This window comes from Halopenitus sp. H-Gu1, from assembly GCF_041821145.1.
Classification (GTDB): Archaea; Halobacteriota; Halobacteria; order Halobacteriales; family Haloferacaceae; genus Halopenitus.
This window is the reverse complement of the sequence record NZ_JBGUBC010000018.1, coordinates 22920-48636: the sequence shown is the minus strand read 5'-3', so window position 1 is coordinate 48636 and position 25717 is coordinate 22920. Positions and strand designations below refer to the sequence as shown.

The 25717-nt window shown below is 64.4% G+C and carries 29 protein-coding genes; 10 read left to right on the top strand and 19 right to left on the bottom strand.

The features are described from left to right. Positions 1-39 precede the first annotated feature (39 nt). The 5 genes from ACERIT_RS12630 to tfe all read right to left on the bottom strand — a co-directional run bounded on the left by ACERIT_RS12630 (position 40) and on the right by tfe (position 4320). Positions 40-1179: an ATP-NAD kinase family protein gene (locus tag ACERIT_RS12630; protein ID WP_373675218.1), complete on the bottom strand. Its 1140-nt coding sequence runs from the start codon at positions 1177-1179 to the stop codon at positions 40-42. A gap of 254 nt (positions 1180-1433) precedes the next feature. Continuing rightward, complete coding sequence (locus ACERIT_RS12625) at positions 1434-2141, bottom strand: competence/damage-inducible protein A (RefSeq protein ID WP_373675217.1); 708 nt, start codon at positions 2139-2141, stop codon at positions 1434-1436. Positions 2142-2218: 77 nt separating this feature from the next. Next, entirely contained in the window at positions 2219-3022 is an 804-nt protein-coding gene (locus tag ACERIT_RS12620) for a DUF5803 family protein (RefSeq protein ID WP_373675216.1), read from the bottom strand. 36 nt (positions 3023-3058) lie between these two features. Continuing rightward, a complete protein-coding gene (locus ACERIT_RS12615) occupies positions 3059-3796 on the bottom strand; it encodes a DUF2110 family protein (protein ID WP_373675215.1) in 738 nt (245 codons plus the stop codon). Next, positions 3796-4320: a transcription factor E gene (gene tfe / locus ACERIT_RS12610; protein ID WP_373675214.1), complete on the bottom strand. Its 525-nt coding sequence runs from the start codon at positions 4318-4320 to the stop codon at positions 3796-3798. Before tfe ends, ACERIT_RS12615 begins: the two co-directional genes overlap by 1 nt. A 111-nt stretch (positions 4321-4431) precedes the next feature. On the opposite strand from tfe, the gene ACERIT_RS12605 reads away from it, so the two are divergent. After that, positions 4432-5502 carry a hypothetical protein gene (locus ACERIT_RS12605; protein ID WP_373675213.1) on the top strand — a complete coding sequence of 357 codons (1071 nt, stop codon included), beginning with the start codon at positions 4432-4434 and terminating at the stop codon, positions 5500-5502. 18 nt (positions 5503-5520) lie between these two features. Here ACERIT_RS12605 and ACERIT_RS12600 read toward each other — a convergent pair whose 3' ends face one another. Further along, a complete protein-coding gene (locus tag ACERIT_RS12600; protein ID WP_373675212.1) occupies positions 5521-6075 on the bottom strand; it encodes a tRNA (cytidine(56)-2'-O)-methyltransferase in 555 nt (184 codons plus the stop codon). A gap of 177 nt (positions 6076-6252) precedes the next feature. Here ACERIT_RS12600 and ACERIT_RS12595 point away from each other — a divergent pair, with 177 nt between their 5' ends. Both ACERIT_RS12595 and ACERIT_RS12590 read left to right on the top strand, forming a co-directional pair. Further along, positions 6253-7203 carry an NAD-dependent epimerase/dehydratase family protein gene (locus tag ACERIT_RS12595; protein ID WP_373675211.1) on the top strand — a complete coding sequence of 317 codons (951 nt, stop codon included), beginning with the start codon at positions 6253-6255 and terminating at the stop codon, positions 7201-7203. A 25-nt stretch (positions 7204-7228) separates the two neighbouring features. Continuing rightward, on the top strand, positions 7229-8032 hold the full coding sequence (locus ACERIT_RS12590) for a DUF2797 domain-containing protein (RefSeq protein ID WP_373675210.1): 804 nt from the start codon (positions 7229-7231) through the stop codon (positions 8030-8032). A 55-nt stretch (positions 8033-8087) separates the two neighbouring features. On the opposite strand, the gene ACERIT_RS12585 is transcribed toward ACERIT_RS12590, so the two are convergent. Next, on the bottom strand, positions 8088-8570 hold the full coding sequence (locus ACERIT_RS12585) for a VOC family protein (RefSeq protein ID WP_373675209.1): 483 nt from the start codon (positions 8568-8570) through the stop codon (positions 8088-8090). Positions 8571-8649: 79 nt separating this feature from the next. After that, a complete protein-coding gene (locus ACERIT_RS12580) occupies positions 8650-9096 on the bottom strand; it encodes a DoxX family protein (protein ID WP_373675208.1) in 447 nt (148 codons plus the stop codon). A 69-nt stretch (positions 9097-9165) separates the two neighbouring features. Between ACERIT_RS12580 and ACERIT_RS12575 the strand changes: the two genes are divergently transcribed. Both ACERIT_RS12575 and ACERIT_RS12570 read left to right on the top strand, forming a co-directional pair. After that, a complete protein-coding gene (locus tag ACERIT_RS12575) occupies positions 9166-9597 on the top strand; it encodes a winged helix-turn-helix transcriptional regulator (protein WP_373675207.1) in 432 nt (143 codons plus the stop codon). 145 nt (positions 9598-9742) lie between these two features. After that, a complete protein-coding gene (locus ACERIT_RS12570; RefSeq protein ID WP_373675206.1) occupies positions 9743-10468 on the top strand; it encodes a ribosome assembly factor SBDS in 726 nt (241 codons plus the stop codon). A 33-nt stretch (positions 10469-10501) separates the two neighbouring features. Here ACERIT_RS12570 and ACERIT_RS12565 read toward each other — a convergent pair whose 3' ends face one another. Further along, positions 10502-11635, bottom strand: a complete 1134-nt coding sequence (locus ACERIT_RS12565) for an aminopeptidase P family protein (RefSeq protein WP_373675205.1) — start codon at positions 11633-11635, stop codon at positions 10502-10504. Positions 11636-11731: 96 nt separating this feature from the next. Here ACERIT_RS12565 and ACERIT_RS12560 point away from each other — a divergent pair, with 96 nt between their 5' ends. Further along, on the top strand, positions 11732-11965 hold the full coding sequence (locus ACERIT_RS12560; RefSeq protein ID WP_373675204.1) for a hypothetical protein: 234 nt from the start codon (positions 11732-11734) through the stop codon (positions 11963-11965). 11 nt (positions 11966-11976) lie between these two features. Here ACERIT_RS12560 and ACERIT_RS12555 read toward each other — a convergent pair whose 3' ends face one another. Further along, positions 11977-13143: a mandelate racemase/muconate lactonizing enzyme family protein gene (locus tag ACERIT_RS12555; protein WP_373675203.1), complete on the bottom strand. Its 1167-nt coding sequence runs from the start codon at positions 13141-13143 to the stop codon at positions 11977-11979. Between the two features lie 164 nt (positions 13144-13307). On the opposite strand from ACERIT_RS12555, the gene ACERIT_RS12550 reads away from it, so the two are divergent. Continuing rightward, positions 13308-14474: an enolase C-terminal domain-like protein gene (locus ACERIT_RS12550; protein ID WP_373675202.1), complete on the top strand. Its 1167-nt coding sequence runs from the start codon at positions 13308-13310 to the stop codon at positions 14472-14474. A 241-nt stretch (positions 14475-14715) separates the two neighbouring features. On the opposite strand, the gene ACERIT_RS12545 is transcribed toward ACERIT_RS12550, so the two are convergent. The 5 genes from ACERIT_RS12545 to ACERIT_RS12525 form a co-directional block, all read right to left on the bottom strand. Continuing rightward, a complete protein-coding gene (locus tag ACERIT_RS12545; RefSeq protein ID WP_373675201.1) occupies positions 14716-15498 on the bottom strand; it encodes a CBS pair associated ParBc domain-containing protein in 783 nt (260 codons plus the stop codon). A 44-nt stretch (positions 15499-15542) separates the two neighbouring features. After that, complete coding sequence (locus tag ACERIT_RS12540) at positions 15543-16556, bottom strand: metal ABC transporter permease (protein ID WP_373675200.1); 1014 nt, start codon at positions 16554-16556, stop codon at positions 15543-15545. Between the two features lie 25 nt (positions 16557-16581). Beyond that, positions 16582-17322: a metal ABC transporter ATP-binding protein gene (locus tag ACERIT_RS12535; protein ID WP_373675199.1), complete on the bottom strand. Its 741-nt coding sequence runs from the start codon at positions 17320-17322 to the stop codon at positions 16582-16584. Then, positions 17319-18371, bottom strand: coding sequence for a metal ABC transporter substrate-binding protein (locus tag ACERIT_RS12530; RefSeq protein WP_373675198.1), 1053 nt, complete (start codon positions 18369-18371; stop codon positions 17319-17321). The genes ACERIT_RS12535 and ACERIT_RS12530 overlap by 4 nt, the downstream gene beginning before the upstream one ends. A gap of 390 nt (positions 18372-18761) precedes the next feature. Beyond that, a complete protein-coding gene (locus ACERIT_RS12525; RefSeq protein ID WP_373675197.1) occupies positions 18762-19046 on the bottom strand; it encodes a hypothetical protein in 285 nt (94 codons plus the stop codon). 114 nt (positions 19047-19160) lie between these two features. Here ACERIT_RS12525 and ACERIT_RS12520 point away from each other — a divergent pair, with 114 nt between their 5' ends. From ACERIT_RS12520 to ACERIT_RS12510, 3 genes are all read left to right on the top strand, one after another. After that, complete coding sequence (locus tag ACERIT_RS12520) at positions 19161-19955, top strand: prephenate dehydrogenase (RefSeq protein ID WP_373675196.1); 795 nt, start codon at positions 19161-19163, stop codon at positions 19953-19955. Between the two features lie 320 nt (positions 19956-20275). Then, positions 20276-21778: a small ribosomal subunit Rsm22 family protein gene (locus ACERIT_RS12515; protein ID WP_373675228.1), complete on the top strand. Its 1503-nt coding sequence runs from the start codon at positions 20276-20278 to the stop codon at positions 21776-21778. Positions 21779-21856: 78 nt separating this feature from the next. After that, positions 21857-23161 carry a dicarboxylate/amino acid:cation symporter gene (locus ACERIT_RS12510; protein WP_373675195.1) on the top strand — a complete coding sequence of 435 codons (1305 nt, stop codon included), beginning with the start codon at positions 21857-21859 and terminating at the stop codon, positions 23159-23161. Between the two features lie 12 nt (positions 23162-23173). On the opposite strand, the gene ACERIT_RS12505 is transcribed toward ACERIT_RS12510, so the two are convergent. From ACERIT_RS12505 to ACERIT_RS12490, 4 genes are all read right to left on the bottom strand, one after another. Further along, positions 23174-24466: an MFS transporter gene (locus tag ACERIT_RS12505; RefSeq protein ID WP_373675227.1), complete on the bottom strand. Its 1293-nt coding sequence runs from the start codon at positions 24464-24466 to the stop codon at positions 23174-23176. 89 nt (positions 24467-24555) lie between these two features. After that, positions 24556-24756, bottom strand: coding sequence for a hypothetical protein (locus ACERIT_RS12500; protein WP_373675194.1), 201 nt, complete (start codon positions 24754-24756; stop codon positions 24556-24558). After that, complete coding sequence (locus tag ACERIT_RS12495) at positions 24734-25384, bottom strand: thioredoxin domain-containing protein (protein WP_373675193.1); 651 nt, start codon at positions 25382-25384, stop codon at positions 24734-24736. The genes ACERIT_RS12500 and ACERIT_RS12495 overlap by 23 nt, the downstream gene beginning before the upstream one ends. Positions 25385-25484: 100 nt before the next feature. Further along, a complete protein-coding gene (locus tag ACERIT_RS12490) occupies positions 25485-25640 on the bottom strand; it encodes a hypothetical protein (protein ID WP_373675192.1) in 156 nt (51 codons plus the stop codon). Between the last annotated feature and the right edge of the window lie 77 nt (positions 25641-25717).

Here is a 25717-nt window from a genome sequence, read left to right as displayed (position 1 = left end):
GAGGCCGGCTCGAATGCGGCGGGTGACGATCCCCTCCGTTCACGCGACGATCCGCATCATTCGCGTCTCGAAGGCACCGACCCGCACCCGCGTCCAGCCGGCAAGCTCCTCGTCGAGATCCGGATCGTCGGTATCGACCCGGAGAACACGAAGATCGTCGAGTTTACTCCGCGAGGCTACGATCGAGACCGAACACTGCCGAATCACCGCGGGAGACAACTGCGGGTTTCCCCGTCCGAAGACGAACCCCTGTCCGCCGATCGGTGAGACGACGATCTCGTTATCCTCCCCGAGCGCCTCCAGGATCTCGTCCTCCGAGGCGTCACGGACGAGCAACTCGCCGTCCCGCCACACGTCGACGCCGAGCGGCGAGGGATCGATTTCGAGTTCCGACTCGATCGCAGCGACCGTCGATCCCGGGCCGAACACATAGGTCACCGCAGGATCGACGTCCGCAGCGAATCCCTCCGTGAGCGCCTCGACGGTGCCGCCACCCAGCTGTTTGGCCGACTGCAACTCCTCGGCCACGGGAACGGAAACGACCGCCTGAAGCTCCGGGGAGACTTCCCCCTCGCGATAGGCGTCCTCGTCGATGTCCATCACCTCGCGTCGTTCGGTCCGCTCGAAGGAGGCGATGACGGTTGCTGCGTCCTCCGGTGAAACGGCGAAGACCGACGAGTAGACCTTGACTCCGGCTGGAATCCCGAGCATCGGCGTGTCCGACCCTTCAAGCACAGTCGCGACGTCGGCCGCCGTGCCGTCGCCGCCGACGAACGCCACGAGGTCGACGCCGGCATCGAGAAACGCCGAAACCGCGTTTCGGGTATCCTCCGCTGACGTTCCCGGATCCGCGTACGGATCGCCGGTGTCGCCGGAGGAATCGGGGCCACTGCCACGATCGTCCGTGGCCTCCGCTCCCGCGTCGGTCGACGGCTGATAAACCACCGTCGGGTCGAATCCCGCCTCCCGAACGATCGTCTCTCCCATCGGTTCGCCGGCAACCGAGATCCGGAGATCCGGACGGATCTGGTGGAGCCGATCGAGGGCGCGTCGGGCCCGCTGCGGGGCTCGTGGCGTGGCCCCCCGTTCGCGCGCCTCCTCGAGTTTTCCGTCGGTTCCCTTCAACCCGACGCGACCGCCCATTCCGGCGATCGGATTCATGAGGACGCCGATATGCATACGGCCCGATAGCCCGGCGGGAGCATTAAAAGGACGAGTCGACCGGACGGACCGGATGGACGTGAGTCGAGTTCACGCCTCCGGCGAAGGCTGAACGCTTAAGAACGACCCGGAACAACCGACGAGTATGATTCCGCTTGCAACCGACTCAGCGACACTCCCGATCCCCGAAACCGCTACCGCCGTCCTGCTCGTGAGTCTTCTTCTCGTCGTCGGCTGGCTGGCATACCTCTATCGGTGATCGACGATCACCGTCACTGCCGCTCGTCCGACCCCTCGGGCCGTTGTACCCGATCGGCCAGCCACGCCGCCGCCTCCTCGGCAGTCTCGCGCGATCCGGCCGTTATCTTTACCCGAACCGTCCCCCCGGGGTAGGATCCGACCGTCACGTCGAAGCGATCCCGAAGCTCGACCAGCCGGTCGATGAGGGCGCTTTCGGGCTCGTCCGCCGTCACTATCTCCGTATGTTTCGGAACCCCGTTGAACTCCCGTTCGATCCGGTCAAACATCGCCTTCATCTCGGTGGGAACGCCCGGCAGAACGTAGGTATTCTCGACGATCGCGCCGGGAGCGACGCCTTCCTCGTTGGGAATCATCCGCGCGTCCGTCGGTAGATGGGTCGTCCCGTCGGTCAGATCCGCGGCGCTGTATCCGCCCTCGCGTTCGAGCCACTCGATCACCGTCGGGTCCTCCGAAAGCGATCGGCCGAACGCGGCTGCAACCCCCTCCATCGTCACGTCGTCGTGAGTCGGACCGAGTCCGCCGGTGACGATCACGGCGTCGTATTCGGCGTGATACTCGTTGACCACTCTCGCGATCGTGGAGACGTCATCGGGGATCGTCGTCACACGGCCGACGTCAACGCCCCGGTCGGAGAGTCGAGCACACAACCACGTCGCGTTCGTGTTCTCGATATCCCCGGAAAGCAACTCGTCTCCGACGGTGACGATCGCGACTCGCATGAACGCTCGTAGGTGAGGCGGACTCAAAATCCCGTCGCTGTCGGGGGCTGGCCCCGGCGAGGACCGGGAGCCACCGCTTACCGCATTCCCGGCGGCGGCCCGTCGTCTCCGAAGTCGTCCGTCTCCTCCTCTTCGACGTCGAGTCCCATCTCCTGGCGCGTCTCGCGCAACTCCTCGAGTTGCCGTCGGAAATAGAGGTAGCCGGCGATCCCGATCGCCGTCGCGATAATGAAGATGCCGACGAAGATCGGGAGATCACGCTCGCGGTAGGCCTGGACGACGATCAACTCCGTCGTCACCTCCTCCCAGACGAGTCGCTCCCGTCCATCGACGGTCTCGACGTCATAGCCACGGGGTGAGCCGTGACCGAACAGCCAGAAGTCCGTCGTATAGCCGGGCGGAAGCACAACCTCGTAGGAGCCCTTCACGTAGGTTCGCGCCAGGAACCGTCTCGGCGACCCGTCACTGGTATAGGCGATCGTCCCGTCGGTCATGTCCTCGCCGAACCGCACCCAGACCTCGTCGGGCGTCTGTTCGATCTCGCCGCCCTGCTCGCGAAACTGCGATCCGTTGATCACGGTCCCGTTCGCGTAACGATACCGGAAGGCCCGAAACTCGAGCGGCTCTTCGATCCCGTATCCAGTTTCCTCGTACAGCCGAAGCTCCTCGCGGTCGGAGACGTTGGAGACGGTGAGATACGTCGAGTCAGCCTGGAACTCGATCCGCACGTCCGCGTTGGTGTCCCATTCATACGCCGCCGGCGGATCCGCATCAAGCGTCTCGTTCGTGATCTCACCGCCGCCGGTGACGTATCCGAGACAGCCAGCGCTTGCAGCGAGGAGTGCGACCATCGAGATCGCAAGCAGGAATCGTCGATTCACGTGTACGTAGATGTTCCAAATTCCGAGTTCGATCGATCAGACGACACACCGCATCTCGGCGGGAAGATACGACCCGATGGCCGCAAGCAGTCCCGGCGGATCGGTCTCTTCGCGACAGATGACGCTCTGTTCGAGCAGCCCGAGTCGCTCGACGGTGACGATGTCACGGGCGTGGCCGGCACGGTTGATCGTGGCACGAACCTCCCCGCGGGTTGCGGAGTTCACGTTCAAACGTCCGGGGCCGCGACGCCACTCGTAGAGGCGATCACGTTCGGCATCGGCGAGTCGAGAGGTCGCATCCGATTCCGGATCGGGAGCGGGTTCATCACCATCGCCGTCTCCCTCCCCTTCGCTTTCCGGAACCGCGTAGACGAACCGCATCGGGAGATGTTGGACCAGTCCGAAGCGCTCTATGACCTGTTCGGGCGTTCCCGCGCCGAGTCCGAGACGATCCGCCGGAATCCGGACATCCGCACCCGCATCGAGGACGATCCCGTCTGAATCCCACGATTCCAGCGTTCCCACGTACTCCGATCCGGGTTGGAGTCCCTCGTCGTGGGCGACGATCTCTCCCCACTCCTCGGCAAGGGCGTTCCGGGCGACTGCAGCGTCCTCACCGGCCAGATCGACCTGTACGAATCCGTCGCCACGGACCCCGATCTGCCAGTCCACGTGGAGGTCGCCGACCGCGTTCTCGACGAGCGAGTCCATCCCGTCGAGGGCGCGATCGCGCGCGTCGCCCTCGACGTAACATTTGGTCGCGAGGACGACCATCAGCGAGTCACGTCCACGTTGAGTTCGTCTCGAAGCTCGTCGATCCGTTGCTCCATGGACTCGACGAGCCGATCGTTGTCCATCGACTCGATCGGCGAACCGCACTCGGGACACTCGAATCCGAGATCCATCGCCTCCCCGAACTCGAAGCGGATCGAACACACCTCACAGAGGTAGAACTCGTGGGTCCGCTCGTACTCCTCGCGTTCCTCTAAGGCGTCGAGCAGCCGATACATCTCCTCCTCAAGGTTCTCCGGAATGTTCTCGTATTTGAAGGTCCACAGATACGTGAGCCAGCCGGAGTCCTCGTCGCGGACGCGACGGTAGGATGCGAGATCGTTTTCGTACAGAATGAATAGCGCGCGACGGATGTCGTTGAGCTCCAGGCCGAGCTCCTCGGCGAGCTCCTCGTCCGTCACCTCACCCTCCGGCGGCGCGGCGGCCACCGGCATCCCTGTCGGACCGACCAACTCGTGTAGGTACTTTTGGATGACGGGGTCGTTCAACAGGTCCTCAAAAGCCATTAGTGAACCATCCGGTCGGCGGTCGTTTAAAGGATTCGAACCAGTCATCCGCCCGAGGGTTCCGCCGGTATCGTCGGCAGACTCTTGTGGGAACCGGCCGTCGCGACGATCATGGACGAAGCGGTCGGGACGATCGATCCGGAGGCAAACGATCCGGAATCGGGCGATTCGGCGACGGGAGAGCGACGAACGAGTGACCCGCGAGCCGACGGCGGACCATCAGCCGACGACGGACCATCAGCCGACACCGGCGATGTGGGAGGCGAACGAGAAGGGCCCTCACCTCGGGAACTGATCGGGGCGGTCCTGCTCGCCGCGATCCCCGCAACCCTCGTCGCCGTTCCCGCGTTGATTCTCTCCTGGTTCGTCGACGTTAGTGCGGCGATCGTCCTTCCGGTCTCCGTGATCGTCGGCCTCGTGGGGTCGTACGCGATCGGTCCGACAGTCGTTGATCGCTCGATATCGAGGATGGATCCGATCAACGGGAACCGCTCCGATCACCTGAGAGAACGGGTAACGGATGTCGCCCGATCGAACGGAATCACGGTGCCGACGGTGCGTGTCGTGCAGCGGTCGGCAGTCACCGTCGGAGTCGCAGCGACACGTGAGAAAGCGATGCTCGTCGTTCCGGCTCGACTGGTCGAACTCGACGATCGGACCTTCGAGGCCATGGTACTTCATGCGCTGTCACGTGCGGATTCACACAACGCTCGGCTGACGACGGCGTTCCTCCCGGCGATGTTGCTCGTGGAGGCAGTCCAGCTGTTCGGGGACACGCTCGTGTCGCATCGTCCCTCAAGTGATTCCGACCGACCGCGAGCGTTCGGCGCTGACAAAGACGGAAGCCGCTCCGTCCCGTGGGCCGCGTACGCCCTCGCCGGTGGGACGCTGCTCGTCGCGATCGCGCCGTGGTGGCTCCTGCTTACGGCCGGCGATCGGCTCCTCGTCGGCGGTGGACGCATGTCGGCCGACCGGGCGGTCGCGAGACTCGGGCGGGCGGACGCCCTCGCGGAGGCTCTCGAGTACGGTCGGGACGCGAGCGGCCACCGGGGGTGGGCATTCGAGATCGACCGGCTCGCAGTGGTTCCGATGGGAGAAATGGCTTCCCGGCGGGCGCGAGGAACGAGTCGAGGAGAACTGCGGATCCGCATCGCCCGGCTTCGCTCGAAACGTCCGGCGTGATCGCGGCGATCAGGTGGATCAGTCGTCCTCCTCGATCTCCGACGCGTCGACGACGGTCTTCCCGCACGCCTCCGGGCGGACGACGCGGTCCGCGTCGGCCCACTCGCGATCGAGTTCACGGCCCTCGAAGAGCCGGTCTAAGAAGACGGCGAGTCCTGCAACCTCCGAGTGCGGCTGGTTCGTCACGCCGACGTTGAACGTCGCGTGTTCGTAGAGCTCCCAGGGAACCTTCTCCCCGCCAACCACGACGAGAAGCGGCGACTCGGCGTGTGCGTCCCGGATCGCGGACTCGACCGTTTGCACCGGCTCGCCGTACATCGTGAGGTGGACGACGACACCGTCCCAGTCGCGGACGATCGCGGTCTGATCCGTCCGGAGTTCGACCGTGAAGGGACCGCCGAAGCGGTCGGTGATGTCCTGGACGGTCTCGGCCGACTGGCCGGCGTTGTCGGGGAGGATCACCCGGTCGGCGCCGAGCGCGCGTGCCGTGAGTCCGACGTGGGTCGTCATTCGGTCGTCCCGACCCGGCCTGTGGCCGAACCGAAGGACCGCGACCTCGCGTGTCTCCTGCATGCACGCGAATTGGCGGCCGGACGGGTAGTGGCTTTCGGCACGGATCCGACCGCGAACGCACTTTCGCCCTGACCGGAACACACCTGCGTCCCGATCCGAACGCATCTGCCACCTCAACCGAGAACACACCTCCACCCCGACCGGAACGCACTTGCGATCGGCAACGGGAGGTCAGACATGGATCTTTCGGACGCACGAGTGCTGATCACGGGCGGAGCCGGACTGGTCGGCAGCCATCTGGCGACCGACCTCCTGGAGGACGCCGAGGCGGTACGGATCATCGACGACCTCTCGAAGGGCGATCGTGACCGGGTACCCGAGGGGGCCGAGTTCGTCCGCGGCGACCTCACCGATCCGGACGACCTCGCAACGGCGCTGACCGCGGACATTGACGTCGTCTTCCACCTCGCGGCCTACACCGACACGAACTACGACGACGATCGAAAGCTCTTCGAGGAGAACACGGAGATGACCTACAACGTCCTCGAGCGGATGTCCGAGGTGGGCGTCGATGCGATCGCCTTCACCTCCTCCTCGACGGTCTACGGGGAGGCTCCCCGACCGACGCCGGAGGACTACGCACCGCTTTCACCCATCTCGATCTATGGCTCCTCGAAGCTGGCCGATGAGGCGCTGTTGTCGACGTACGCCCACTCCTACGGGATGACCGTCTGGAACGTTCGGTTTGCGAACATCGTGGGACCACATCAACGGGGCAACGTCGTTCCGGACTTCATCGAGAAACTCCGTGCGGACCCCGAGACGCTCACGATCCTCGGCGACGGCCGCCAGGAGAAGTCGTATCTCCACGTGACCGAGTGCGTCGACGCGATCCGTCACGTGGTCGAACACGCCGACGACGCGTTCAACGTCTACAACCTCGGGACGCGGACGACGACCTCAGTCACGAGGATCGCCGACATCGTAAGCGAGGAGATGGGACTCGATCCGGACTACGAGTACACCGGCGGCGATCGCGGATGGACCGGCGACGTCCCGAAGATGCGGCTCTCGATCGAGAAGCTCTCGGCGCTCGGATGGGAGCCGTCGATCTCGAGCGACGAATCAGTCAGGCGGGCGACCCGCGAGTTGGTGGCGGAGATCGCTCCCGAACATCGAACCGGATAAACGGTCGCGTCGCCTTACTCGAACCGTGCAGATCGTCGGGTACGATTCGGGCGTCGGCGGGACGGACGCTTCCGGACCGGCGGGATTGCTCGTAGCTCGACACCAGCGATCCGGCGACGATCCGGCGCCGGTCGAGCGAATCGACCTGACGCCCGGGACGGAGTTAGCATACTCGCTCGGCGACCGCCGGTGTGCCGGAACGATCCACGACGGGAGCCACATCGCGTGTTCGGCAGCCCAGACACCCTACTGTGTCTCACACCAGAACGTCTGGGTCTGTGCACGCTGTACGGGAACGTGTCTAAAAGAGGAAATGGACTGTCTCGAAGAGCACGCCGTCTATCTCGCCGCGTTCGCCCCCGACCGGTTCAAGGTGGGAGTGACCCGCACCTGGCGACTCGAAACGCGCCTCGAAGAGCAGGGTGCCGATCGGGGCGCACGGATCCGAACCGCCGAGAACGGGCGGATTGCCCGCGAGATCGAGGCGGAACGGGCAAACGAGGTCGAGGAACTCGTCGACCGCGTTCGCGTCTCCGAGAAGCGTGCGGGGCTCGGGGCGTCACTCGACGAACGGGCGTGGAACCGCCTACTGGAGCGATTCGAGCCGGACCGTCGCTTCGAGTTCGAATACGGGATCGACCTCGACGAACGTCCGATAGACGAGACGATGGCCTCGGGCCGAGTCCTCACGACGAAGGGACGTCTGTTGGTGCTCGAACGTGGCGGGTCGACCTACGCAGTCGACCTGCGCGATCTCGTGGGCCACGATCTGATCGAGGGACGCTCCGCGCGGGATCTCCAATCGAACCTCGGCGCGTTCGAGCCCTGAACGGAACCGTCTCCTGTGACTACCGTCCATGAGCGCCGATCCGGATCCGCGTCCGTCACTCCACGTCCCCTGCGTCGAAGGGATCGATCTCCGATTCGCCCGGCGTCTCCTCATCGACGTCGAATCCGGGACCGGCCGTCGCGAGTTCGAAGACGAGGCCGTCGGGGTCGCTGAAGTAGATGCTCTCGAAGTAGGTGCGATCTTTGATCTCCGAGACACGAACTCCCTGCTCTCGGAGATGCGTCTGCCACTCTGCGAGCGTCTCCGCGTCCGGGACACCGAACGCGAAGTGGTGGCTCGCGCCCGGACCGGGTGCGCCACGGGAGTCGGGATACTCGAAGTAGGTGACGTTGGTTCCGGGTTCTCCCTTCGGCGTCGGCGAGAAGTAGTAATGTTTGGTTCCCGGATCGTCGTAGTTCTGCGTACGCTTGACCGTGTGCCAGCCGAGGACGTCCTCGTAGAACTCGACGGTCTCGTCCATGTCGGTACAGATGTTCGTCACGTGATGCAGGCCGGTGGTCGGTGGAGCGTCAGTCATGGATATCGATGATGATTGGTTTCCGCGGGAGCATAATTGTCGTGGTGGGCGAGTCGGTCGTCGAGAGCGGTCGGCGCGTCTAGAGAAGTCCGACGCCGACGGCGTAGGGCCACTCGATCGCACCGAGCGCGAGGAACGCGAGGGAGGCGGCGAGCAACTCGATGTTCTTGAGGAAGTTCGTCATCTCTGACTGCTTCTGGTCGTCGGGGACTGCCCAGAAGTCGTGCATCGTCGGAGAGGAAACGAGCAGGAAGACGACGAGCGCACCGGCCGCGAGGATCGGATACGCGCCGATCGCGATCCCGAGACCACCGGCGATGAGCATTCCCCCGGAGAACGTCACGGACAGCCTGGGCGCGGGGAGGCCCTTCATCTCGGCGTATCCCGTCATGTTCTCCACGTCGAGGAAGTGGTTGAGTCCCATGAAGGCCATGAGACCGCCGAAGAGTATCCGAGCGATCAGGAACAACTCTCCGGACAACGGCGCGTCGAACTGCAGCGGTATGGTTGCGATCTCTAGTGACATATTGTAACCTGCTGTATGAACCGAACTATTATAGTCGTTCCCGGACGAGATAGTTATCAGGTAACATCGATGTCATCACCGGATCCCATCGAGATCGAGGACGACGAGTCGTCCGAATCCACCGAAAACCCGGAATCCACGCCTCGAAGCGACGCCGCGGAAGCGGTCTCCGACGCCGCGTGTCCGATCGTCGATTCCCTCGAACAGATCGGCTCTCGCTGGCGACTCGTGGTGTTACACGAGCTCCAGAACGACGAATTACGGTTTAACGAGTTGAAACGCGAGACCGACGCGAACGCCCGGACGCTCTCGCGAGTTCTCGACGATCTCCAGGAATTGGGGTTCGTCAACCGTCGTCTCGAGGAAGCCGCACCCGTTGCGACCTACTACAGCCTCACTCCGAAGGGACGATCGCTTTGTCCGGTCTTCGAGGAGATCGAGCAGTGGGCCAACGAGTGGCTGGCCGCGTGCGACGACGAGACCGGGATGTCGACGGAATAGCGCCACTCCACACGTCCATTGTGTGTCATTGAGAGGGGTATCCATCGGTGAGTGGATAGCTACCGTCGAGTGTGATGGCTGCCGTCGGGCATGTGCATCGATCGCACGCGGGAGACTTTTTACGTCAGGGACGGTAGCGACCATCATGATATCGCTTGAGGATGCCGTGACCGCTCGACTCGAATCCCACGGCGAGCGCTTCGAGGTGCTCGTGGATCCGGACGCGGCGTTGGCGATCAAACGCGGCGAGTTCGAGGGCGATCTGGAGGACGTCATCGCCGCCGAGGACGTCTTCGAGAACGCCTCTCGCGGCGATCGCCCCGCCGAAACCGCCCTAGAGGAGGTCTTTGGAACGACCGATCCGATGGAGATCATCCCGGAGGTGATAAAGCGCGGTGAGATACAGATCACCGCCGAACAGCGGCGGGAGATGCAGGAGCGAAAACGGAAGAACCTGATAAACACGATCGCGCGCAACGCGGTCAACCCGCAGATGGACGACTCACCGCACCCGCCGGAACGCATCGACCGCGCCCTGGAGGAGGCCGGATTCACCGTCGACCCCATGGAACCGGTCGAGAACCAGGTCGACGAGGCCCTCGAGGCGCTTCGACCGGTGATCCCGATCCGCTTCGAGGAGATCACGGTCGCGGTCCAGCTACCGCCCGAACACGCCGGGTCTGGCCAAGCACGGGTCCGGGAGTTCGGCGATCTCGAACGTGAGGAGTGGCAAAACGACGGCTCCTGGGTCGGCGTCGTGACCTTCCCCGCGGGATTACAAAACGACTTCTATGAACTGGCCAACGAAGTCTCCGCCGGGGAGGCGGAGACGCAGGTTCTCAAGGACAAAGACGATCTGAGAACGCGCTGAGACGATCCCGCAGGGCGACGCTCCGCCTCCGTCTCAACACGACCAGCCGCGATCGGTGTGATTGAGCCGACGACAGCCTCCCTCCGTGACCACGACGAGATCCTCGATCCGAACACCGAATTCGTCGGGCAGGTAGATCCCGGGTTCGACCGAAAGGACCATTCCGGCCTCAAGGGGCCGCTCGTTGCCCGCGACGACGTAGGGTTCCTCGTGGACATCGATCCCGACGCCGTGGCCGGTCCGGTGGATGAACGCCTCACCGTAGCCAGCCGCCTCGATAGTAGATCTGACAACCCGATCGATCTCGGATGCGGGAACACCGGGCTCGATTGCCTCGACGCCAGCCTGGTGTGCACGACGAACGATCCCGTGAATTTCGCGAAATCGGTCGGTCGGATCGCCGCCGAACACGAGCGTCCGCGTCTGATCGGACGGATAGCCGTCAACGCGCGTACCGAAGTCGAGGACGACGGGATCGCCGACCTCGATCGTCCGGTCGCTGTGGTGATGGTGGGGTTTCGCGCCGTTCGGCCCGGAACCGACGATCGTCTCGAAGGCGGGCGTTTCGCCGCCCCGGTCCGAGAGGCGTTCGTCGATCCATTCCGCAAGCTCCGCTTCGGTCATCCCGACCGCGTCGGATCCGAGGGTTCTGAGATCGCCGACGACCGCATCGGTGATCCCCGACGCGCGTTCGATCGTCGCGATCTCCACCTCGTCCTTTCGGGCGCGCACGTCGCCGAGCACCTCGTTTGCGAGTCCCCATGTGGCCTTCGGTGCCGCCTCGCGAAGGTCCTGGGTGAACCGGGCCCACATCGTGTCGTCGACGAGCAATCGCCCCTCCAGAACACCACGATCGGCGATAAGCGCGCGGACCGCCGGGAGCGGATCCTCGTCGTCTCCCCACGATCGGATCTCCGTCTCCGGGACCGTCTCGCGGACGTCCGCGAGCGACAGTTCAGGGACGAGAAGGGCCGGATCGCCGTCAGCGGGGGTGAGATACAGAAAGTGACGCTCCCCCGGCGTCTCCGCGATTCCCGTCAGATACTGGAGGTTCGAACTCGGGAAACAGACGACCCCGTCGGCGATCCCCGAGTCGAGGCGGTCCTGTACCGCAGCGACGCGCCGATCGAAGGTCTGCCGGTCGGGCAGATCGGACGATCGAGACATACCGATCGGCGTCGCCGAAGGAACATATACCGTCCGGTCGGATCCACGGCGTCGGTTTCCGCGCCGCTTTAGACGCCCGCGTGCCAGTCGTGAATCGTGACCTGGAGCATTCGGCACGACGACGAGGGGCTGATCGAGTGGGAACGGGAGGACGGTCTCGCGACGATCCGAAAACGACGTCGTGGCGATGGAGACGGCTACATCGTGCGAATCGACCTTCTCGAACAGGCGCCCGAGGGGCGAACGTACCGACGGGAGTCAGTCGGGACGGAGACTGCCGCCGACGAATACGTGGATCGGTGGCAAACGGAGTTTGCGCTCGAGGAGTGAACGTCTCCCTCTCAGAAGACGTACTCCGGTCCCTCGATGTACTCGAACCGTTCGGCGTAGTCGTCTCTGAGCGTGAATCCGAGCCCCGGAGCCTCGGGCGCGTACACCCGTCCGTCGCGAACGTCGTACTCCTCCTCGAAGAGGTCGGTCAGGAGCGGCATGTATGCCTGGCTCACTTCGAGGATGTGACAGTTCGGCAGCGCCATGGCGAGGTGGATGCTCGCGGCGAAAAGGACGCCGCTTCCCCACGCATGCGGTGCGACACGGAGGCCGCGGGCCGACGCCATGGCCGCGATGCGGCGGATCTCGGTGAATCCACCGGCGCGGGCAACGTCCGGCTGGACGACGTCCATCGCACGCTCCTCCATGAGGCTCAAAAAGTCGAATCGGGTGAATTCGCGCTCCCCGGTAGCGATCGGGATGGGAGTGGCGCGGCGCACTTCGGCGAGTCCCGCGTGGTCGTCGGGTGACACCGGCTCCTCGAACCACGTGATGTCGTACGGTTCGATCCGTTCGGCCAGCCGGATGGCAGTCGACACGTCGAGCGAACCGTGCGCATCGACCATGAGATCGACGTCGTCGCCGATGCCTCGGCGCGCCGCCTTGACGCGGGTCACGGCATTCTCGATGGTGAACTCGTCCTCTCCGACGACGCGCATCTTCACCGCATCGAAGCCCTTCTCGGCGTAGCCTCGCATCTCCGCTTCGGCCTCGTCACCGGGAGCCCAGCCGCCGCTTGCGTATCCCTGCACGTCGTCCCGCACGGGACCGAGTAGTTTGTAGATCGGCTGATCGAGCAGTTTCCCCTTGAGGTCCCACAGGGCGATGTCGACTCCGGAGATGGCTTCGAGCGTGATCCCCCGGCGATCCTCGCGTGGTTGGGAGTAGCCCCGTTCCAGCGACGGCTTCCACCGCGATCCGTCGTACATCTTCTCCCAGAGACGCTCCGTATACAGGGGATCCGCATCAATCAGGTGCGGCGCGAGTTCGTGCTCGACGATGCTAGCTATCGTCGGCGGATTCCCGAGCGAGGCCCCGACTCCGGTGGTCCCGTCGTCGCTTTCGACGAACACCAGGGTCGCGTCGGTCTTTACCTTGGTTCCAAGATCCGTTCGATGACGCATCTCCTCCGGAACGGGATCCGATACGGGCATCGCGCGCACGTCCGTGATACGCATGGTGATAGCCAACGGAACTCGAACGTAAATAGGTACTACACAGAACACCCGACGCGAGTGGTATACTCTCGACTCGTTCGTAACGTAACACCGCTCGACCGTAACGTAACACCGCGTGGACACCCGACCACACCTTTAGGGTGGCCGCGCGCGACGTACGGTCGATGCGCATCAGCGAGTTGGAACTTCACGAGTTCACGTATAAACTCGACGACGTGGGGATGCGACACGGCCACCAGGCGTACGATCCGGGATCCGTCCTCGAGCCGCCGGGATTCGTGTTGACGGTGCGGACTGCCGATGGACTCGAGGGGCACTACCGGGGATTCTACTTCGTCCCGCCGATGCTAGCGCAGATTCGGATGGCATCGAGCGATCTCCTGGGACGGGACCCCCTCGAACGCGAGGACATCTGGCAGGACCTCTGGAAGGGGTTCCGCCATCTGGACCATGTCGGGATGGGCCCCATCGACATCGCGCTGTGGGACCTCGCCGGAAAGCACTACGGCGCGTCCGTCTCGGAACTGCTGGGAGGCACCGACGAGGCGGTTCCGGCGTACGCTTCGACGTTCATGGCTGACGACGCGGGGGGACTCGACTCGCCGGCGGCGTACGCCGATTTCGCCGAGGAGTGCCTCGATCGAGGGTATCCCGCCTTCAAGATCCACGGCTTCGGTGACCCGGATCGCGACGTTGCGACCTGTCGTGCCGTCGACGAGCGGGTCGGCGAGGAGATGGACCTGATGATCGATCCCGCCAGCGAGTATGACACCTACGCGGAGACGCTTCGCGTCGGACGTGCGCTGGATGAACTCGACTTCTTTTGGTATGAGGATCCGATGGCCGACGGGGGCGAAAGCATGGCGATGGCTCGCCAACTCACCCGCGATCTCGACACACCGGTGCTTGGCGTCGAACACGTCCGCGGCGGGCCGTACACGCGGGCGAACCACCTCGCCGACGAGGCGCTCGATCTCGCTCGCGCCGACGCTCATCTCGACGGCGGCATCACCGGCGTCATGAAGATCGCGAACGTCACGGAGTCGTTCGGCCGAGACGTCGAACTCCACGTCGGCGGTCCCGCACACCTCCACTGTGCAAGCGCCATTCGAAATACGAATTACTACGAGCACGGTCTCCTCCACCCCGAAGGCATCGACTGGATGAGCGCACAGGGGTTCGCCGAATCGCCCGAGACGCTCACCCCCGACGGCACCGTCCCGATACCCGACGGACCGGGTCTCGGCGTGGAGATCGACTGGAACTTCGTCGAGGAACGGCTGACGAATCACGAACTCATCGACACGCCGACGGTGAGCGGCCTCTCCTAGAACGGGAGGCCGAGCGGGTTCGTCCCCGACCGCTCCCCGCTGACACCCCGGACGCGGTGACGAAAAGACGAGTACGACGGGCAACCGAGCGATGCCCTCCGATTCGGGACGGGTCCAACCCACTCGCGAGAACTGCCCTGGTGTCAGCCCCCGGAAACGCTCATTCGTGTCAAATCGAATTTACTTCAACCGCTTCGGTCTCACTGCGACCCTCCCCCCTTGATCGTTTCGACCTCCGCGATCACTGCAGCCGCTTCGTCGTCTCGACGAGCGGGTGGCGAGCGTAATCGACGATCTCGACGTCGGAAAGCGAATCGAGGCCGGCTTCACGGGCGGTCTTGGCCATGCCAAGCTCGACTCGTTCCGCGAGGACGACGACGTAGGCATCCATCTCCTCGAGACCGATGTCCTCGGCCGCCATCACGCGATGGTGGCCGTCGGCAAGAAACAGCTCGCCGTCGTTGTCGATCACGACGAGGGGCTCTGCAAGCCCGTTTTCAAGCTCGTATTTTCGTCCCTCGAGCTCGTCGGCGTAGACGCGCTCCTGGGTGGGCGTGAGCCGGTCGAGACGGACCATTCGGCGATCCTCCTCGAGTTCGACATCGTGGATCTGTTCGAGCGTTCGCATCAGCTTTCCGACCTTTCCGGGCGTGGCACGTTCGATCTGCGATCGGACGACGTCGGTGTTCGAGATGATGCCGACGAGATTGCCCGCGTCGTTGACGACCGGAAGCTTCTGGATCCCGGAGCGGAGGATCACCCGAGCGACGTCGGTGATGGCCATGTCCGGATGGGCCACGATCAGCTCGTCGCTCATCACGGTGAATATCTGGGCTTCCGCATCCGCCAACAGGAGATCGCGCGCCGAAACAAATCCTTCGACGGTGCGGCCGTTCGTAACAGGAAAGCCATTGTGGCCCTCGTTTTCAACGATCTGCTGGGCCACCTCGCCGATCGTGTCGTCGGGCGAGACCGTCCTCACCTCGCGTGTCATATACTCGGCGACCGTCGGCTTTTGACTCATTGAGGGATCTACGGCGGAGAACACCTAAAAGGATGTGGAGGCCGTCACCGTGTTGCCGACGGGACGCCCCGATCTGAGACGACGGCGATCACGTACCATGCGATGGCGATCAGGACGATCGTGCCGCCGGCCGGAAGCCCGGAGACGTAGCCGACGAGCAGCCCCGATATTACGGATACCTCACCGACGAGCACGGCGAGGTAAAGTGCCTCTCGAAAGCTCGATGCGACCTGTGAGGCGGCCGCCGTCGGAACGACGAGCATCGCGGCGACGAGGATCACCCCAAGCACCTGCATGGATCCGACGACGACGAGCGCCGTGAGGACGATGATCAGCGTGTTGTACGAGGAGACGTTGAGGCGGGCAACGCGTGCCGCTTGCTCGTCGAAGGTAACGTATAGAAGCTGTTTATACCGGGTCGCGATGGTCGCAAGCACGAACGCCGAGATGACGATCATCAACCAGGCGCCGCCGACCGGAACGAACGAGATGTTCCCGAACAGGAATGAGTCGATGTTCAACCCCGAGAAACCGCCGCCCCACGAGATGACGACCGTGCCGAGCGCGAACGACCCGGTGAGCATGATCGCGATGGGGACATCGCCGTAGGCAGCGGCGTGTTCGGCCAGCCACTCGACGGCGAAGGCGCCGAGGACGGCGGCGACGAGCGCCGAGAGCAAAAGCGGCGCCGACCAATCCGTGGTGCTCGCAACGAGCAATCCGACCGCGACGCCCGCGAAGGCCGTGTGTGCAAGTGTCTCGCCGATGAGCGCCATCTCGCGGTGGACGATATACATCCCGACGAGCGGCCCGACGACGCCGATGAGCGCGCCGGTGACGAGCGAGTACCAGACGAACCGGAACGCGAACAGTTCGATGCCAGTCATGGCCCCGAACGCGCGTCCCGCAAGCACGACGAATTCGGCGAAGCCGCCGCCCGGAAGACCGACGGTCGCAAGTCCGTCGCTCACCATGAACGCGAGCAGGAACGCAACGAAGACCGCAACGACCGCGATCACTCCACGCAGCAGTCGAAAGCGAGTGGTATCGTGGTGCATGCTGGAAGTATCGTCCTCGGTCGCCTCAGTGGTGGTGATGAACGACCGTGCCGGTCGTCCCATAGGCGCGTTCGAGCGCGTCGCTTTCGACGAACGATTCCGTGTCGCCGTGGTGATACAGCTCGCGATTGAGACACGCGATCCGTTCGGCGCGATCGGTCACCACGCCGATGTCGTGTTCGATCAGGACGATCGTGATCCCATCGTCGTTGAGCTCGTCCAACAGTCCGTAGAACCGGTCGCGAGATTCAGCATCGACGCCGACGGTCGGCTCGTCGAGCGCCAGAAGGTCGGCCTCCGAAGCGAGTGCTCGGGCGATGTAGGCGCGCTGGCGCTGGCCGCCCGAGAGGGCGTTTATGCGGCGATGACGGAGGTCGATCACGTCGACGCGTTCCATCGCGTCCTCCACGATCCGGTGGTCCTCCGATCGAAACCGCTCGGAGCCACGAAGTGGATACCGACCCATCTCGACGACCTCCTCGACGGTGACCGGCATCGTCGAGCCCTTCTGGGTGGCCTGCTGGGCGACGTAGCCGATCCGGTGGCCGTCCTCGAAGGAGGAGACCGGTTCGCCGAACAGCCGGATTTCTCCCGAATCGGGGTCGAGCAGACCGAGCATCAGGTGGAGGAGGGTGGTCTTACCCGAGCCGTTCGGGCCGATGAGCCCGAGGAATTCGCCGTCCGCGACGTCGAGCGAGACGTCGTCGATGGCGACGGTGTCGCCGTAGGTGTAGGTGACGTCCCGAACCGAAACGACCGTATTCACGCGTTGATCCCAACTGCAGCTTGCAGCGCCGGAAGGTTTATGTTTTCCATCTGTTCGATATATCCCCAGCCCCGCTCGTTCCACTCGACGGTGGTTCCCTCAGCCGGAGAGATGCGCTGTACCTCCGAGGCATTCGAGTCCCGGACGATGGTATTCGCCAGATCGGCCGACTCGAAGTGATCTGCGAGAACGACGTCGATTCCGTTCCGGTCGATCAACTCGATCGTCTCGGAGATCTCCTCCTGGCTCGGCTGTGCGTGCGGCGAGACGCCCTGTGGGGAGTGGATGCGAAGGCCGTAACGTTCGGCGAGATACTGGTAGGAGTCGTGTGCGGCGACAACGACGACGTCGTGGTCGCGATCGGCAAGGCCCGTCTCGAAGGTTCGATGGAGCTCATCGAGACGGTCGAGGTAGGCCTCGCCGTTTTCGGCGTAGACGTCCTCGTTTTCCGGATCGGCTTCCTGAAGGCCCGCGATCACGTTCTCGACGCTTTCGGCGGCGAGGACCGGGTCGGTCCAGTAGTGCGGGTCGAAATCGCCGAGACGGTCATCCGTCTCGTCATCGTGATCGTCCGTGTCGGTGTTCGCGTCGTCCGTGGCGGTATTCGCGTCGTCCGTGTGTGTGTTCTCGTTCTCCGTGTGGGCGTTTTCGTTGTCGTACTCACGAAGCTCGATCCCTTCCAGGGCGTCGATGAGCTGGACTGATGGGTGATCGCGTTCGATCGCCTCGGCGGCGTCGAGTGCCCACCGCTGGAACCCCTCGACATCCAGGTAGACGAACGCCTGATGCGAAGCGACCTCGGTGGCCAGATCCGGTCCGGGCTCGTAGCGATGGCCCATCGTCCCCACCGGAACCGGGTTCTCGAACGCGAAGGTCTCGCCGCCGACGTGCCGAGCGAAATCGAAAAGCGTGAAGAAGGCCGCATAGCCGCCGTCCTCGAGCGTCTCCTCGCCCGCGATCTCCTGCAGCCGGCCCGTACATCCGGCAAACGCACCGGTGGCGAGCGCCCCCGCAGTTCCCGAAAGCACCTCGCGTCGTGTCCGTCCCATATCCATTGATCGGACGTCCTCGGTAATGAATGTTATTATCTGTACAGTGTATTTTAATAAGAAATCGTATCTAGTAGTGTTGGATTAATAGACCGTCGCGGAGGTTCGCGATCGGCCTCTCCCCGGAGTCACGAACAGACACCGGAGCGACCGGCTCACGTGGAGGGATCGACTCCCCACGTGGGGAATCCGACATTCCTCGGGCGTTTTCGACGCTGAGGGCCTGACGTCGGGTGCGGTTTGGTGCCAAGGAGTGGCAGTTTGACGCTACTGAATGGCAGTTCGAGACGGAGGTGTGGCTCGACTCGACGGAGTCTCGAAAGAACGAGTCCCAAGAACGAGTCTCGAGAGGTAACCTCAAAAGAACGGGTCTCGGATCGAGTCGGACGATCAGTGCGAGTGACCGAGCGCGTCCTCGAGCGACTCGCCGAACCGCTCCTCGAAGAGTTCCGCCGCCGTGTCGTTGATGTCCTGGACGTCCTCGGGCACATCTCCCTCCGAGTGGTGGGTGATCGCGTGCGCCTGCTGGGCCATCACGTTCAACAGGACATCGGTGACGACTCGGGTCGGCTCCTCGCCGTGGTCCGAAAGCATGTCGACGAGCCCCACGGGGAGCTCGACTGTGTCCTCGTTGCCGTTCGGTCCGGTCACGGTGTAGGTCTCGGTTTCGGCCATACCGGTGGGTCGTCGTCAGGACGTAAGGCTCTGTGGAAATCGGTCGGGACGTCCCCGAGCGACCCCGTCAAGTCGAACCTCTTTAAGCGCCGCCACCGAAAGTCGAGGTAACCGATGGAGCTACTCGTCGTCGGCGCCGGTGAGATGGGGCGATGGATCGCCGACACGGTCACGTCCGTGGCGACCGATCCGGCAGTCTCCGTCACCTTCACCGACCTCGAGCCGGAACGTGCACGCTCCGCCGCGAACGTGCGTGATGCACGGGCAATGGACCCGGATTCGATCGTCGACCCCGTGGATCCGCCGACGTTCGAGGCCGTCTGTCTGGCCGTTCCCATCTCGGGAGTTGAGCAGGCAATCGCGGCGTACGCGCCGACCGTCGACCGGGCTATGGTCGACGTCTCGGGGGCGATGCGTGAGCCGATCACGGCAATGCGCGAGCATCTCGATCCGTCGATCGAGCGGGCCAGCCTGCATCCGCTTTTTGCACCACCGCGCGTCCCCGGAAACGTCGCGGCGGTCATCGACGAAGAGGGTCCGACGGTCGACGTGATGATCGAGGCGATCGAGGCGGGCGGAAATGACGTCTTCGAGACCACGGCGGCCGAACACGACGACGCGATGGAGACGATACAGGCGGGTGCCCATACGGCGATACTCGCCTGGCGTCTCGCCGGCAACGACGTCCGCGAGGAGTTTCACACGCCGGTCTCGGCGACCCTCGATGACCTCGCTGACACCGTGACGGAGGGCGCACCGGAGGTGTACGCGGAGATCCAGCGCGCCTTCGACGGCGCCGACGAGGTGGCCGACGCCGCATCGGAGATCGCAGCGGCGGACTTCGAGGAGTTCACCGAACTGTACGAACGAGCCCGTGGCGACGATCCCGGTCGCGATCGACACGGGTGACGATCGACGACGGGAGACGATCGATGACCGACCACGGGAACGGGGAGACGAACTATCACGGGCGAGCCGAAGACGAACCAGTACGGACGAGATGAAGACGAACCACGAGAGAAGAGGACGACCGACGATGGGCGAAACCCACGGATGACTACGGAGAACTCAATGACGATCACGAACGCGACGACGAGGGGCCATCGGACCGAGGAGACCCACCGGACGGCGAGGGACCACCGGACGGCAAGTGACTTCCGGGCGACGAGAGCCACCCGGACGAGGATCGAGAGATGGGAAGCGACGACGGTGAACGACGTGTGGCAGTCATGATCGATAGGGACGCCGTCCGCGACAACGCGAGATACCTCCGGCGCGTTCGACCGATCGACCCCGAAGAGATCGCGGAGTACATCGAGGATGGGGCTCATCCCGGAGTGGTCAAACGGATCCTCCGTGAGGAGGCCTACGATCTGGGACTTCTCGAACGCGAGGACGGCACGTTCATACCGGTAGATGACGAACCGGTCTCGCCGCCCAGGTGGACCCCCACGGAACTCCCGGAGGGGTACGCGTTCGCCCTTGAGGACCGGTTGGTCGCCGAGTTCGGCGCAAACTGGCACGACGGGGAATCCGGAGACGAACTTCGGGAGGCCATTCGCCGGCTCAAGCGGGACTACTACCACCAAAACGACGTCGAATACGACCGCATTGCAGCGTTGGGATACGCGATCTACCACCTCGCGGATTACTATGCGGCGATCGGATACGTCCTCGACGACCTGGCGGGGAACGGCCAACTCGATCGACGGCTCCGCGTGCTCGACGTCGGCGCCGGGGTCGGCGGACCGGCCCTGGGCCTTCACGACTACCTGCCGTCGGATGCCCTCGTCGAGTACGTGGCCGTCGAACCGAGTGCCGCCGCGGACGTGCTCGCCGACCTTCTCGAAGAGACCGGGCGGAACTTCCGGACGACGATCCGTCGTGAGACGGCCGAGTCGTTCTTCGGTCTCGAAGGGAACGGAGCGGACGGCATGGAGGGGACGGACGAACCGAATGCGGTCTCGGACCCCTTCGATCTCGTGGTGTTCGGGAACGTTCTCTCGGAGCTTTCGGACCCGATCGCCGTCGTCGAGGCGGCACTGGAGGCGATGGCGAGGGACGGATCGGTGATCGCGATCGCGCCGGCGGATAGGAACACGGCGATCGGGCTCCGAGAGATCGAACGCGCGGTCACCACGCCGAAACGGAAGCGCGGAGACGCGGAGGGAGACGCCCCATCCGCGACCGTCTATAGCCCGACGCTGCGCCTCTGGCCGGACGCGTCTCCCAGCGATCGGGGATGGTCTTTCGACGTTCGTCCCGACCTCGCAGTCCCGCCGTTCCAGCGCCGCCTCGACGAGGTCGCCGCTCGCGGGCCGACCGACGAGCCCGGCGAGTTCGTGAACGTCGACGTCCAGTTCGCCTACTCGATCCTCCGGACCGACGGAACCCGACGCGTCGACATTCGTGCCAACGAGGATCGACACATGCGGATGGCGGAAACGGACGACCACGTCACCGACCGCGTGAACCTCCTCGCGGTCAAGTTGAGCCACGATCTGTCCGAGGGCGGCAATCCGATATACCGGATCGGCGACGGCTCACAATCGGTCGATCACTACGCAGTATGCACCCGCGAAACGTCGTTGAACCGGGCGCTCTCGGAGACTGGATACGGCGCCGTGCTCGCGATCGAGAACGCGCTCGTGCTCTGGAATGACGATGAGGGAGCCTACAACCTCGTCGTCGATGATGAGGCGGTCGTCGATCGTCTCTCGCCGGCACCGTAAGGCGATCCGCACTCCGAGATACCCGCAGAAACGGACGGTAAGCGCGCGACTTTAAAACGGGATCGTCATCGATCCCGTATGGCCGGCACGCTCTCATCCTTCTGGCAGCGGTATCGATCGGTCGGGCTTATCTACCGGATCGCGATCGCGTTCGTCCTCGGGTCGGCGGCCGGGATCGCCTTCGGCGAGCGGATGGCGATCGTCGAGCCGCTCGGAGAAGTCTTTCTCCGACTTCTCAACATGCTCGTGGTCCCGATCATCGTCTTTACCCTGATCACCGGGGTCCGACAGCTCTCGCCGGCACGACTCGGTCGGATCGGGGGCGCAACGGTGGGACTGTACGCCGTCACGACGACGATCGCGGGGGTGATCGGGCTCGCGGTCGCGAACGTGCTTCAACCGGGGCGGGGTGTCGAGTTCGTCGGCGGAGCCGCCGAATCACAGTCACCGCCCTCGCTGACGGAGGTCGTTCTCGGTATCGTCCCGAGCAATCCTGTGACAGCCATGGCGGAGGGGAACCTGCTCGGGACGGTCTTTTTCGCCATCGTCTTCGGGATCGCGTTGACCTACGTCCGCGCCAACAAGGAGGAATACGCCGAAAGCGTCGACTCCCTGTTCGAGGCTTTCGAGGTCGGGGCCGAGGCGATGTTCGTCGTGGTCCGTGGCGTCCTGGAGTACGGCGTGATCGGCGTCTTCGCGCTGATGGCGGCGGGAATCGGCACGGAAGGGATCGGCGTGTTCTCCTCGCTCGGCGAACTCGTCCTCGCGGTCGCGATCGCGGTGGTCATCCACATCACGTTCACCTACCTGTTCGTGTTAATGATGATCGTCTCGGATCTTCCTCCGATCGCCTTTCTCACGGGCGCAAAGGACGCAATGGTGACCGCCTTCGCGACGCGATCCTCAAGTGGAACCCTCCCGGTGACGATGACAAACGCCGAGGAGGGCCTCCGGATCGACGAGCGGGTCTACTCGTTCGCGTTGCCCGTGGGCGCGACCGCAAACATGGACGGCGCCGCGATCCGACAGGCGATCACGGTCGTCTTCGCCGCGAACGTCGTCGGTCAGCCGCTGGCGTTGACGGAGCAGGTGCTCGTTCTCGTAGTTGCAGTGCTCATAAGCATCGGCACGGCCGGCGTCCCCGGGGCGGGAATCGTCATGTTGACGGTCGTGTTGACGCAGGTCGGCCTCCCGCTTTCGGTGGTCGGCTTCGTCGCCGGCGTCGACCCGATCCTGGGGCGTATCGCGACGACGAACAACGTCACCGGCGATCTGGCGGTGGCTACCGTCGTCGGCAAATGGAACGACGCGATCGACGTTACCGGTGGCGTTTGGATGGACGGACCCGAAGCGTCCCTGAAGGCACCCGCAAGCGACGAGTGAGAACGCCTCGTCTCACCGCTCGCGGTGGGGCGTCTCGACCCGAGCAGCGATCGTTCGCACCGCGGGAAACAGTGCGAGCGCGATCAGTATCTCCATGCTCCCGACGACGAGGAACGCCGTCAGGTAGTCGAACCCCTCAGTGACGGTTCCGCCGACGAGAAACCCCGTCAAAAATCCGAGCGAGCCGAACACGTTGAACAGTCCCATTGCCGCACCGCGCTCGTCGACGCCGACGAGATCCGTAACGAGCGCCATCGTCGCCGGAGCGACGAGCGCCCCACAGACGCCGACAAGGACCATCGATCCGGCAGCCATCGGATAGGTCGGCGCGAGGCCGACGGCGATGATGACGAAGCCGTAGGCGATCGAGCCGATCACGACCGGATAGAATCGACCGATCCGGTCGGAGAGAACGCCGAGTGGATACTGAAGGAGTGCGAAAGGGATGAAAAACAGCGCAAGGGTGACTCCGGCACCGAACGCCGAAAGCGAGAACGGGCCCTGCTGGAAGTAGTAGACGCCCACGAGCGCGAAGAAGCCGGCCGTCAGCCGGTCGATGAACCCGAACGCGAACGGAACCAGGAGGCCGGGAACCGCGCGTATACGGATGAGCACCTCCCGAAACCCGGGGCCATCATCGTCGGATCCCTCCCGTTTGGTGTCGTCGACAAGTCCGTGTGGGTCCTCATTCTGGCGTCCGATCGCCGCCGTTTCGGGAACCCGATCGGTCACCGTCGAAGCGAGCAGTCCCGCCGTGAGGAGCACGCCGGCGCTGGCGTAGATCGGATAGAACGGATCCACATTGGCCAGCGCGCCGCCGACGACCGACCCGAGTGCTGCACCGAGGCCGATCGCGACGCCGGCGGCGCCCATGTTCCGTCCGTGGCCACCGCCGAGGTCCATGAGCATGGTGACGCCAAGCGAGAAGGCGCCGATCGTGAGCGCACCACCGACCACGCGGACCACGAGCGCTTCCGAAAAGCCGATTTCGAGATGTGGGGCTGCCGCGAGCGTCAGGTAGGCGAATCCACCGCCGAGCGCACCGACGACGACGAGGGGGGCTCGCCTGCCGAGCGAGTCGCTTGCTGCACCCCATGGCCCTGCAAAAGCGACGAAGGCGGCGAACTCCGCGACGAGAAACCACATCCCCGCGCTCACGCCCGCCGGCGCGCCGAGCGCGACGACGATGTCGGGGACGCCGGGATACACGATCACCTGGGAGACGAGCACGAGCCAGACGACCGTGGCGAGACGTCGGCGAGCGGCGGCGTCGCCGTTCTCTGCGCCACGGCGCTCTCCGTCCACGACTCGGCGAACCGGTCCGGAAACCGAGTCAACGATCCGGCTCACGATCGGCCGAATGAGCGACGAACGGACGAACGGACGGGAGGGAATCATCGATGGCAATCGAGGGCACCAGTGACGATCCGGAGTTCCGTCGGCGGCGAGAGTCCCGGTGGCATCGGGGATTCAGGTGGCATCGTGAGTCCAAATGGAAGCCGGACGCGTTCGCCTCCGCGATCGGCGGAAGGCGACGGGAGATCGACGCGTGGTGGGGTCTCCCGTTGGAGATCAGCGCGCGGCGTCGATCGCATCCGAAATGGCCTCCGCGGTCGGCTCGGAGACGGCATCGCCGTCGACGAAGACCGTCGGGGTTGCCTCGACGCCGCGTTCGACGCCGGCGTTGCGGTCGGACTGGAGGACCAGGTCGTAGGTCCCGGACTCACCGTCGGCGATCGCGGCGCATGGGTCGGCGCCGGCCTCCTCGGCGGCATAGCCGACCACATCCCAGGAGTACTCCTCGTGATGTTCGAAGGCGACTCGCGAAAACTCGAAGAAGGCCTCGCTTCCGTGGCGATCCTGAACGCCCCGGGCCGCGTTCGCGACGCCGTACGACCACGTCTCGTCGACCGGTATCGGCAGATCCCAGTGTTCGTACCGAACCGCTCCGGGATCCACGTACTCCTCTTTGATGGTCGGAAACTCCTCCGTTTGAAACCGGGCGCAGTGTGGACACGCGAAGTCCTCGAAAGAGGCAACGACGATCTCCGCGTCCGGATCCCCGATGACCGGCTGGGGGAGTTCGGAGACGGATTCGCCGGTCGATCCGGGATCGCAGTCATACTCGGGGACGTCGGAGCCGGAGCCGCCGAGACAACCCGCGAGACCGAACGCCGCGGCGCTGCCAGCGGTCGAAAGAAACGTGCGACGGGAGCGGCGCATGTGGACGGTTCGGTGGGCCGGACACTTAGCCCCTCCGAGACCTGTCGGGACTGGTGATGGTGGAGCGAGGAGGCACGATCGGTAGCACGGCGATCGCCGGTCAGACGCGCTTGGAGCGCGCCTCCCTGACGCCGGCACCGTCGCGGATCTTGTCCTCGCAGTCGGGGCAGACCCGGACGTCGTCGAGTCCCGGCGGGGCGAACACTCGGACGTACCGCTCGGTGACGAATGAGCCACAGTTCCTACAGTTCGGCATGCAGGTCCGAATACGGAGTCGCCCAACGTAGTGTTTTGGGCCGGGGGGGATGTCACCTATTCACAAGCGACCGGTCG

What these genes read in the sequence shown, in the direction of transcription:
- ACERIT_RS12525 (WP_373675197.1), bottom strand. Translation starts at nt 19,046, where the DNA reads ATGGCCGAAACCGAGACCTACACCGTGACCGGACCGAACGGCAACGAG.
- ACERIT_RS12555 (WP_373675203.1), bottom strand. Translation starts at nt 13,143, where the DNA reads ATGCGTATCACGGACGTGCGCGCGATGCCCGTATCGGATCCCGTTCCG.
- ACERIT_RS12490 (WP_373675192.1), bottom strand. Translation starts at nt 25,640, where the DNA reads ATGCCGAACTGTAGGAACTGTGGCTCATTCGTCACCGAGCGGTACGTC.
- ACERIT_RS12615 (WP_373675215.1), bottom strand. Translation starts at nt 3,796, where the DNA reads ATGGTCGTCCTCGCGACCAAATGTTACGTCGAGGGCGACGCGCGCGAT.
- ACERIT_RS12630 (WP_373675218.1), bottom strand. Translation starts at nt 1,179, where the DNA reads ATGCATATCGGCGTCCTCATGAATCCGATCGCCGGAATGGGCGGTCGC.
- ACERIT_RS12510 (WP_373675195.1), top strand. Translation starts at nt 21,857, where the DNA reads ATGGCCGGCACGCTCTCATCCTTCTGGCAGCGGTATCGATCGGTCGGG.
- ACERIT_RS12515 (WP_373675228.1), top strand. Translation starts at nt 20,276, where the DNA reads ATGATCGATAGGGACGCCGTCCGCGACAACGCGAGATACCTCCGGCGC.
- ACERIT_RS12545 (WP_373675201.1), bottom strand. Translation starts at nt 15,498, where the DNA reads ATGAGTCAAAAGCCGACGGTCGCCGAGTATATGACACGCGAGGTGAGG.
- ACERIT_RS12595 (WP_373675211.1), top strand. Translation starts at nt 6,253, where the DNA reads ATGGATCTTTCGGACGCACGAGTGCTGATCACGGGCGGAGCCGGACTG.
- ACERIT_RS12585 (WP_373675209.1), bottom strand. Translation starts at nt 8,570, where the DNA reads ATGACTGACGCTCCACCGACCACCGGCCTGCATCACGTGACGAACATC.
- ACERIT_RS12625 (WP_373675217.1), bottom strand. Translation starts at nt 2,141, where the DNA reads ATGCGAGTCGCGATCGTCACCGTCGGAGACGAGTTGCTTTCCGGGGAT.
- ACERIT_RS12565 (WP_373675205.1), bottom strand. Translation starts at nt 11,635, where the DNA reads ATGTCTCGATCGTCCGATCTGCCCGACCGGCAGACCTTCGATCGGCGC.
- ACERIT_RS12520 (WP_373675196.1), top strand. Translation starts at nt 19,161, where the DNA reads ATGGAGCTACTCGTCGTCGGCGCCGGTGAGATGGGGCGATGGATCGCC.
- ACERIT_RS12550 (WP_373675202.1), top strand. Translation starts at nt 13,308, where the DNA reads ATGCGCATCAGCGAGTTGGAACTTCACGAGTTCACGTATAAACTCGAC.
- ACERIT_RS12575 (WP_373675207.1), top strand. Translation starts at nt 9,166, where the DNA reads ATGTCATCACCGGATCCCATCGAGATCGAGGACGACGAGTCGTCCGAA.
- ACERIT_RS12605 (WP_373675213.1), top strand. Translation starts at nt 4,432, where the DNA reads ATGGACGAAGCGGTCGGGACGATCGATCCGGAGGCAAACGATCCGGAA.
- ACERIT_RS12580 (WP_373675208.1), bottom strand. Translation starts at nt 9,096, where the DNA reads ATGTCACTAGAGATCGCAACCATACCGCTGCAGTTCGACGCGCCGTTG.
- ACERIT_RS12540 (WP_373675200.1), bottom strand. Translation starts at nt 16,556, where the DNA reads ATGCACCACGATACCACTCGCTTTCGACTGCTGCGTGGAGTGATCGCG.
- ACERIT_RS12570 (WP_373675206.1), top strand. Translation starts at nt 9,743, where the DNA reads ATGATATCGCTTGAGGATGCCGTGACCGCTCGACTCGAATCCCACGGC.
- tfe (WP_373675214.1), bottom strand. Translation starts at nt 4,320, where the DNA reads ATGGCTTTTGAGGACCTGTTGAACGACCCCGTCATCCAAAAGTACCTA.
- ACERIT_RS12500 (WP_373675194.1), bottom strand. Translation starts at nt 24,756, where the DNA reads ATGCGATCGACGCCGCGCGCTGATCTCCAACGGGAGACCCCACCACGC.
- ACERIT_RS12600 (WP_373675212.1), bottom strand. Translation starts at nt 6,075, where the DNA reads ATGCAGGAGACACGCGAGGTCGCGGTCCTTCGGTTCGGCCACAGGCCG.
- ACERIT_RS12495 (WP_373675193.1), bottom strand. Translation starts at nt 25,384, where the DNA reads ATGCGCCGCTCCCGTCGCACGTTTCTTTCGACCGCTGGCAGCGCCGCG.
- ACERIT_RS12530 (WP_373675198.1), bottom strand. Translation starts at nt 18,371, where the DNA reads ATGGGACGGACACGACGCGAGGTGCTTTCGGGAACTGCGGGGGCGCTC.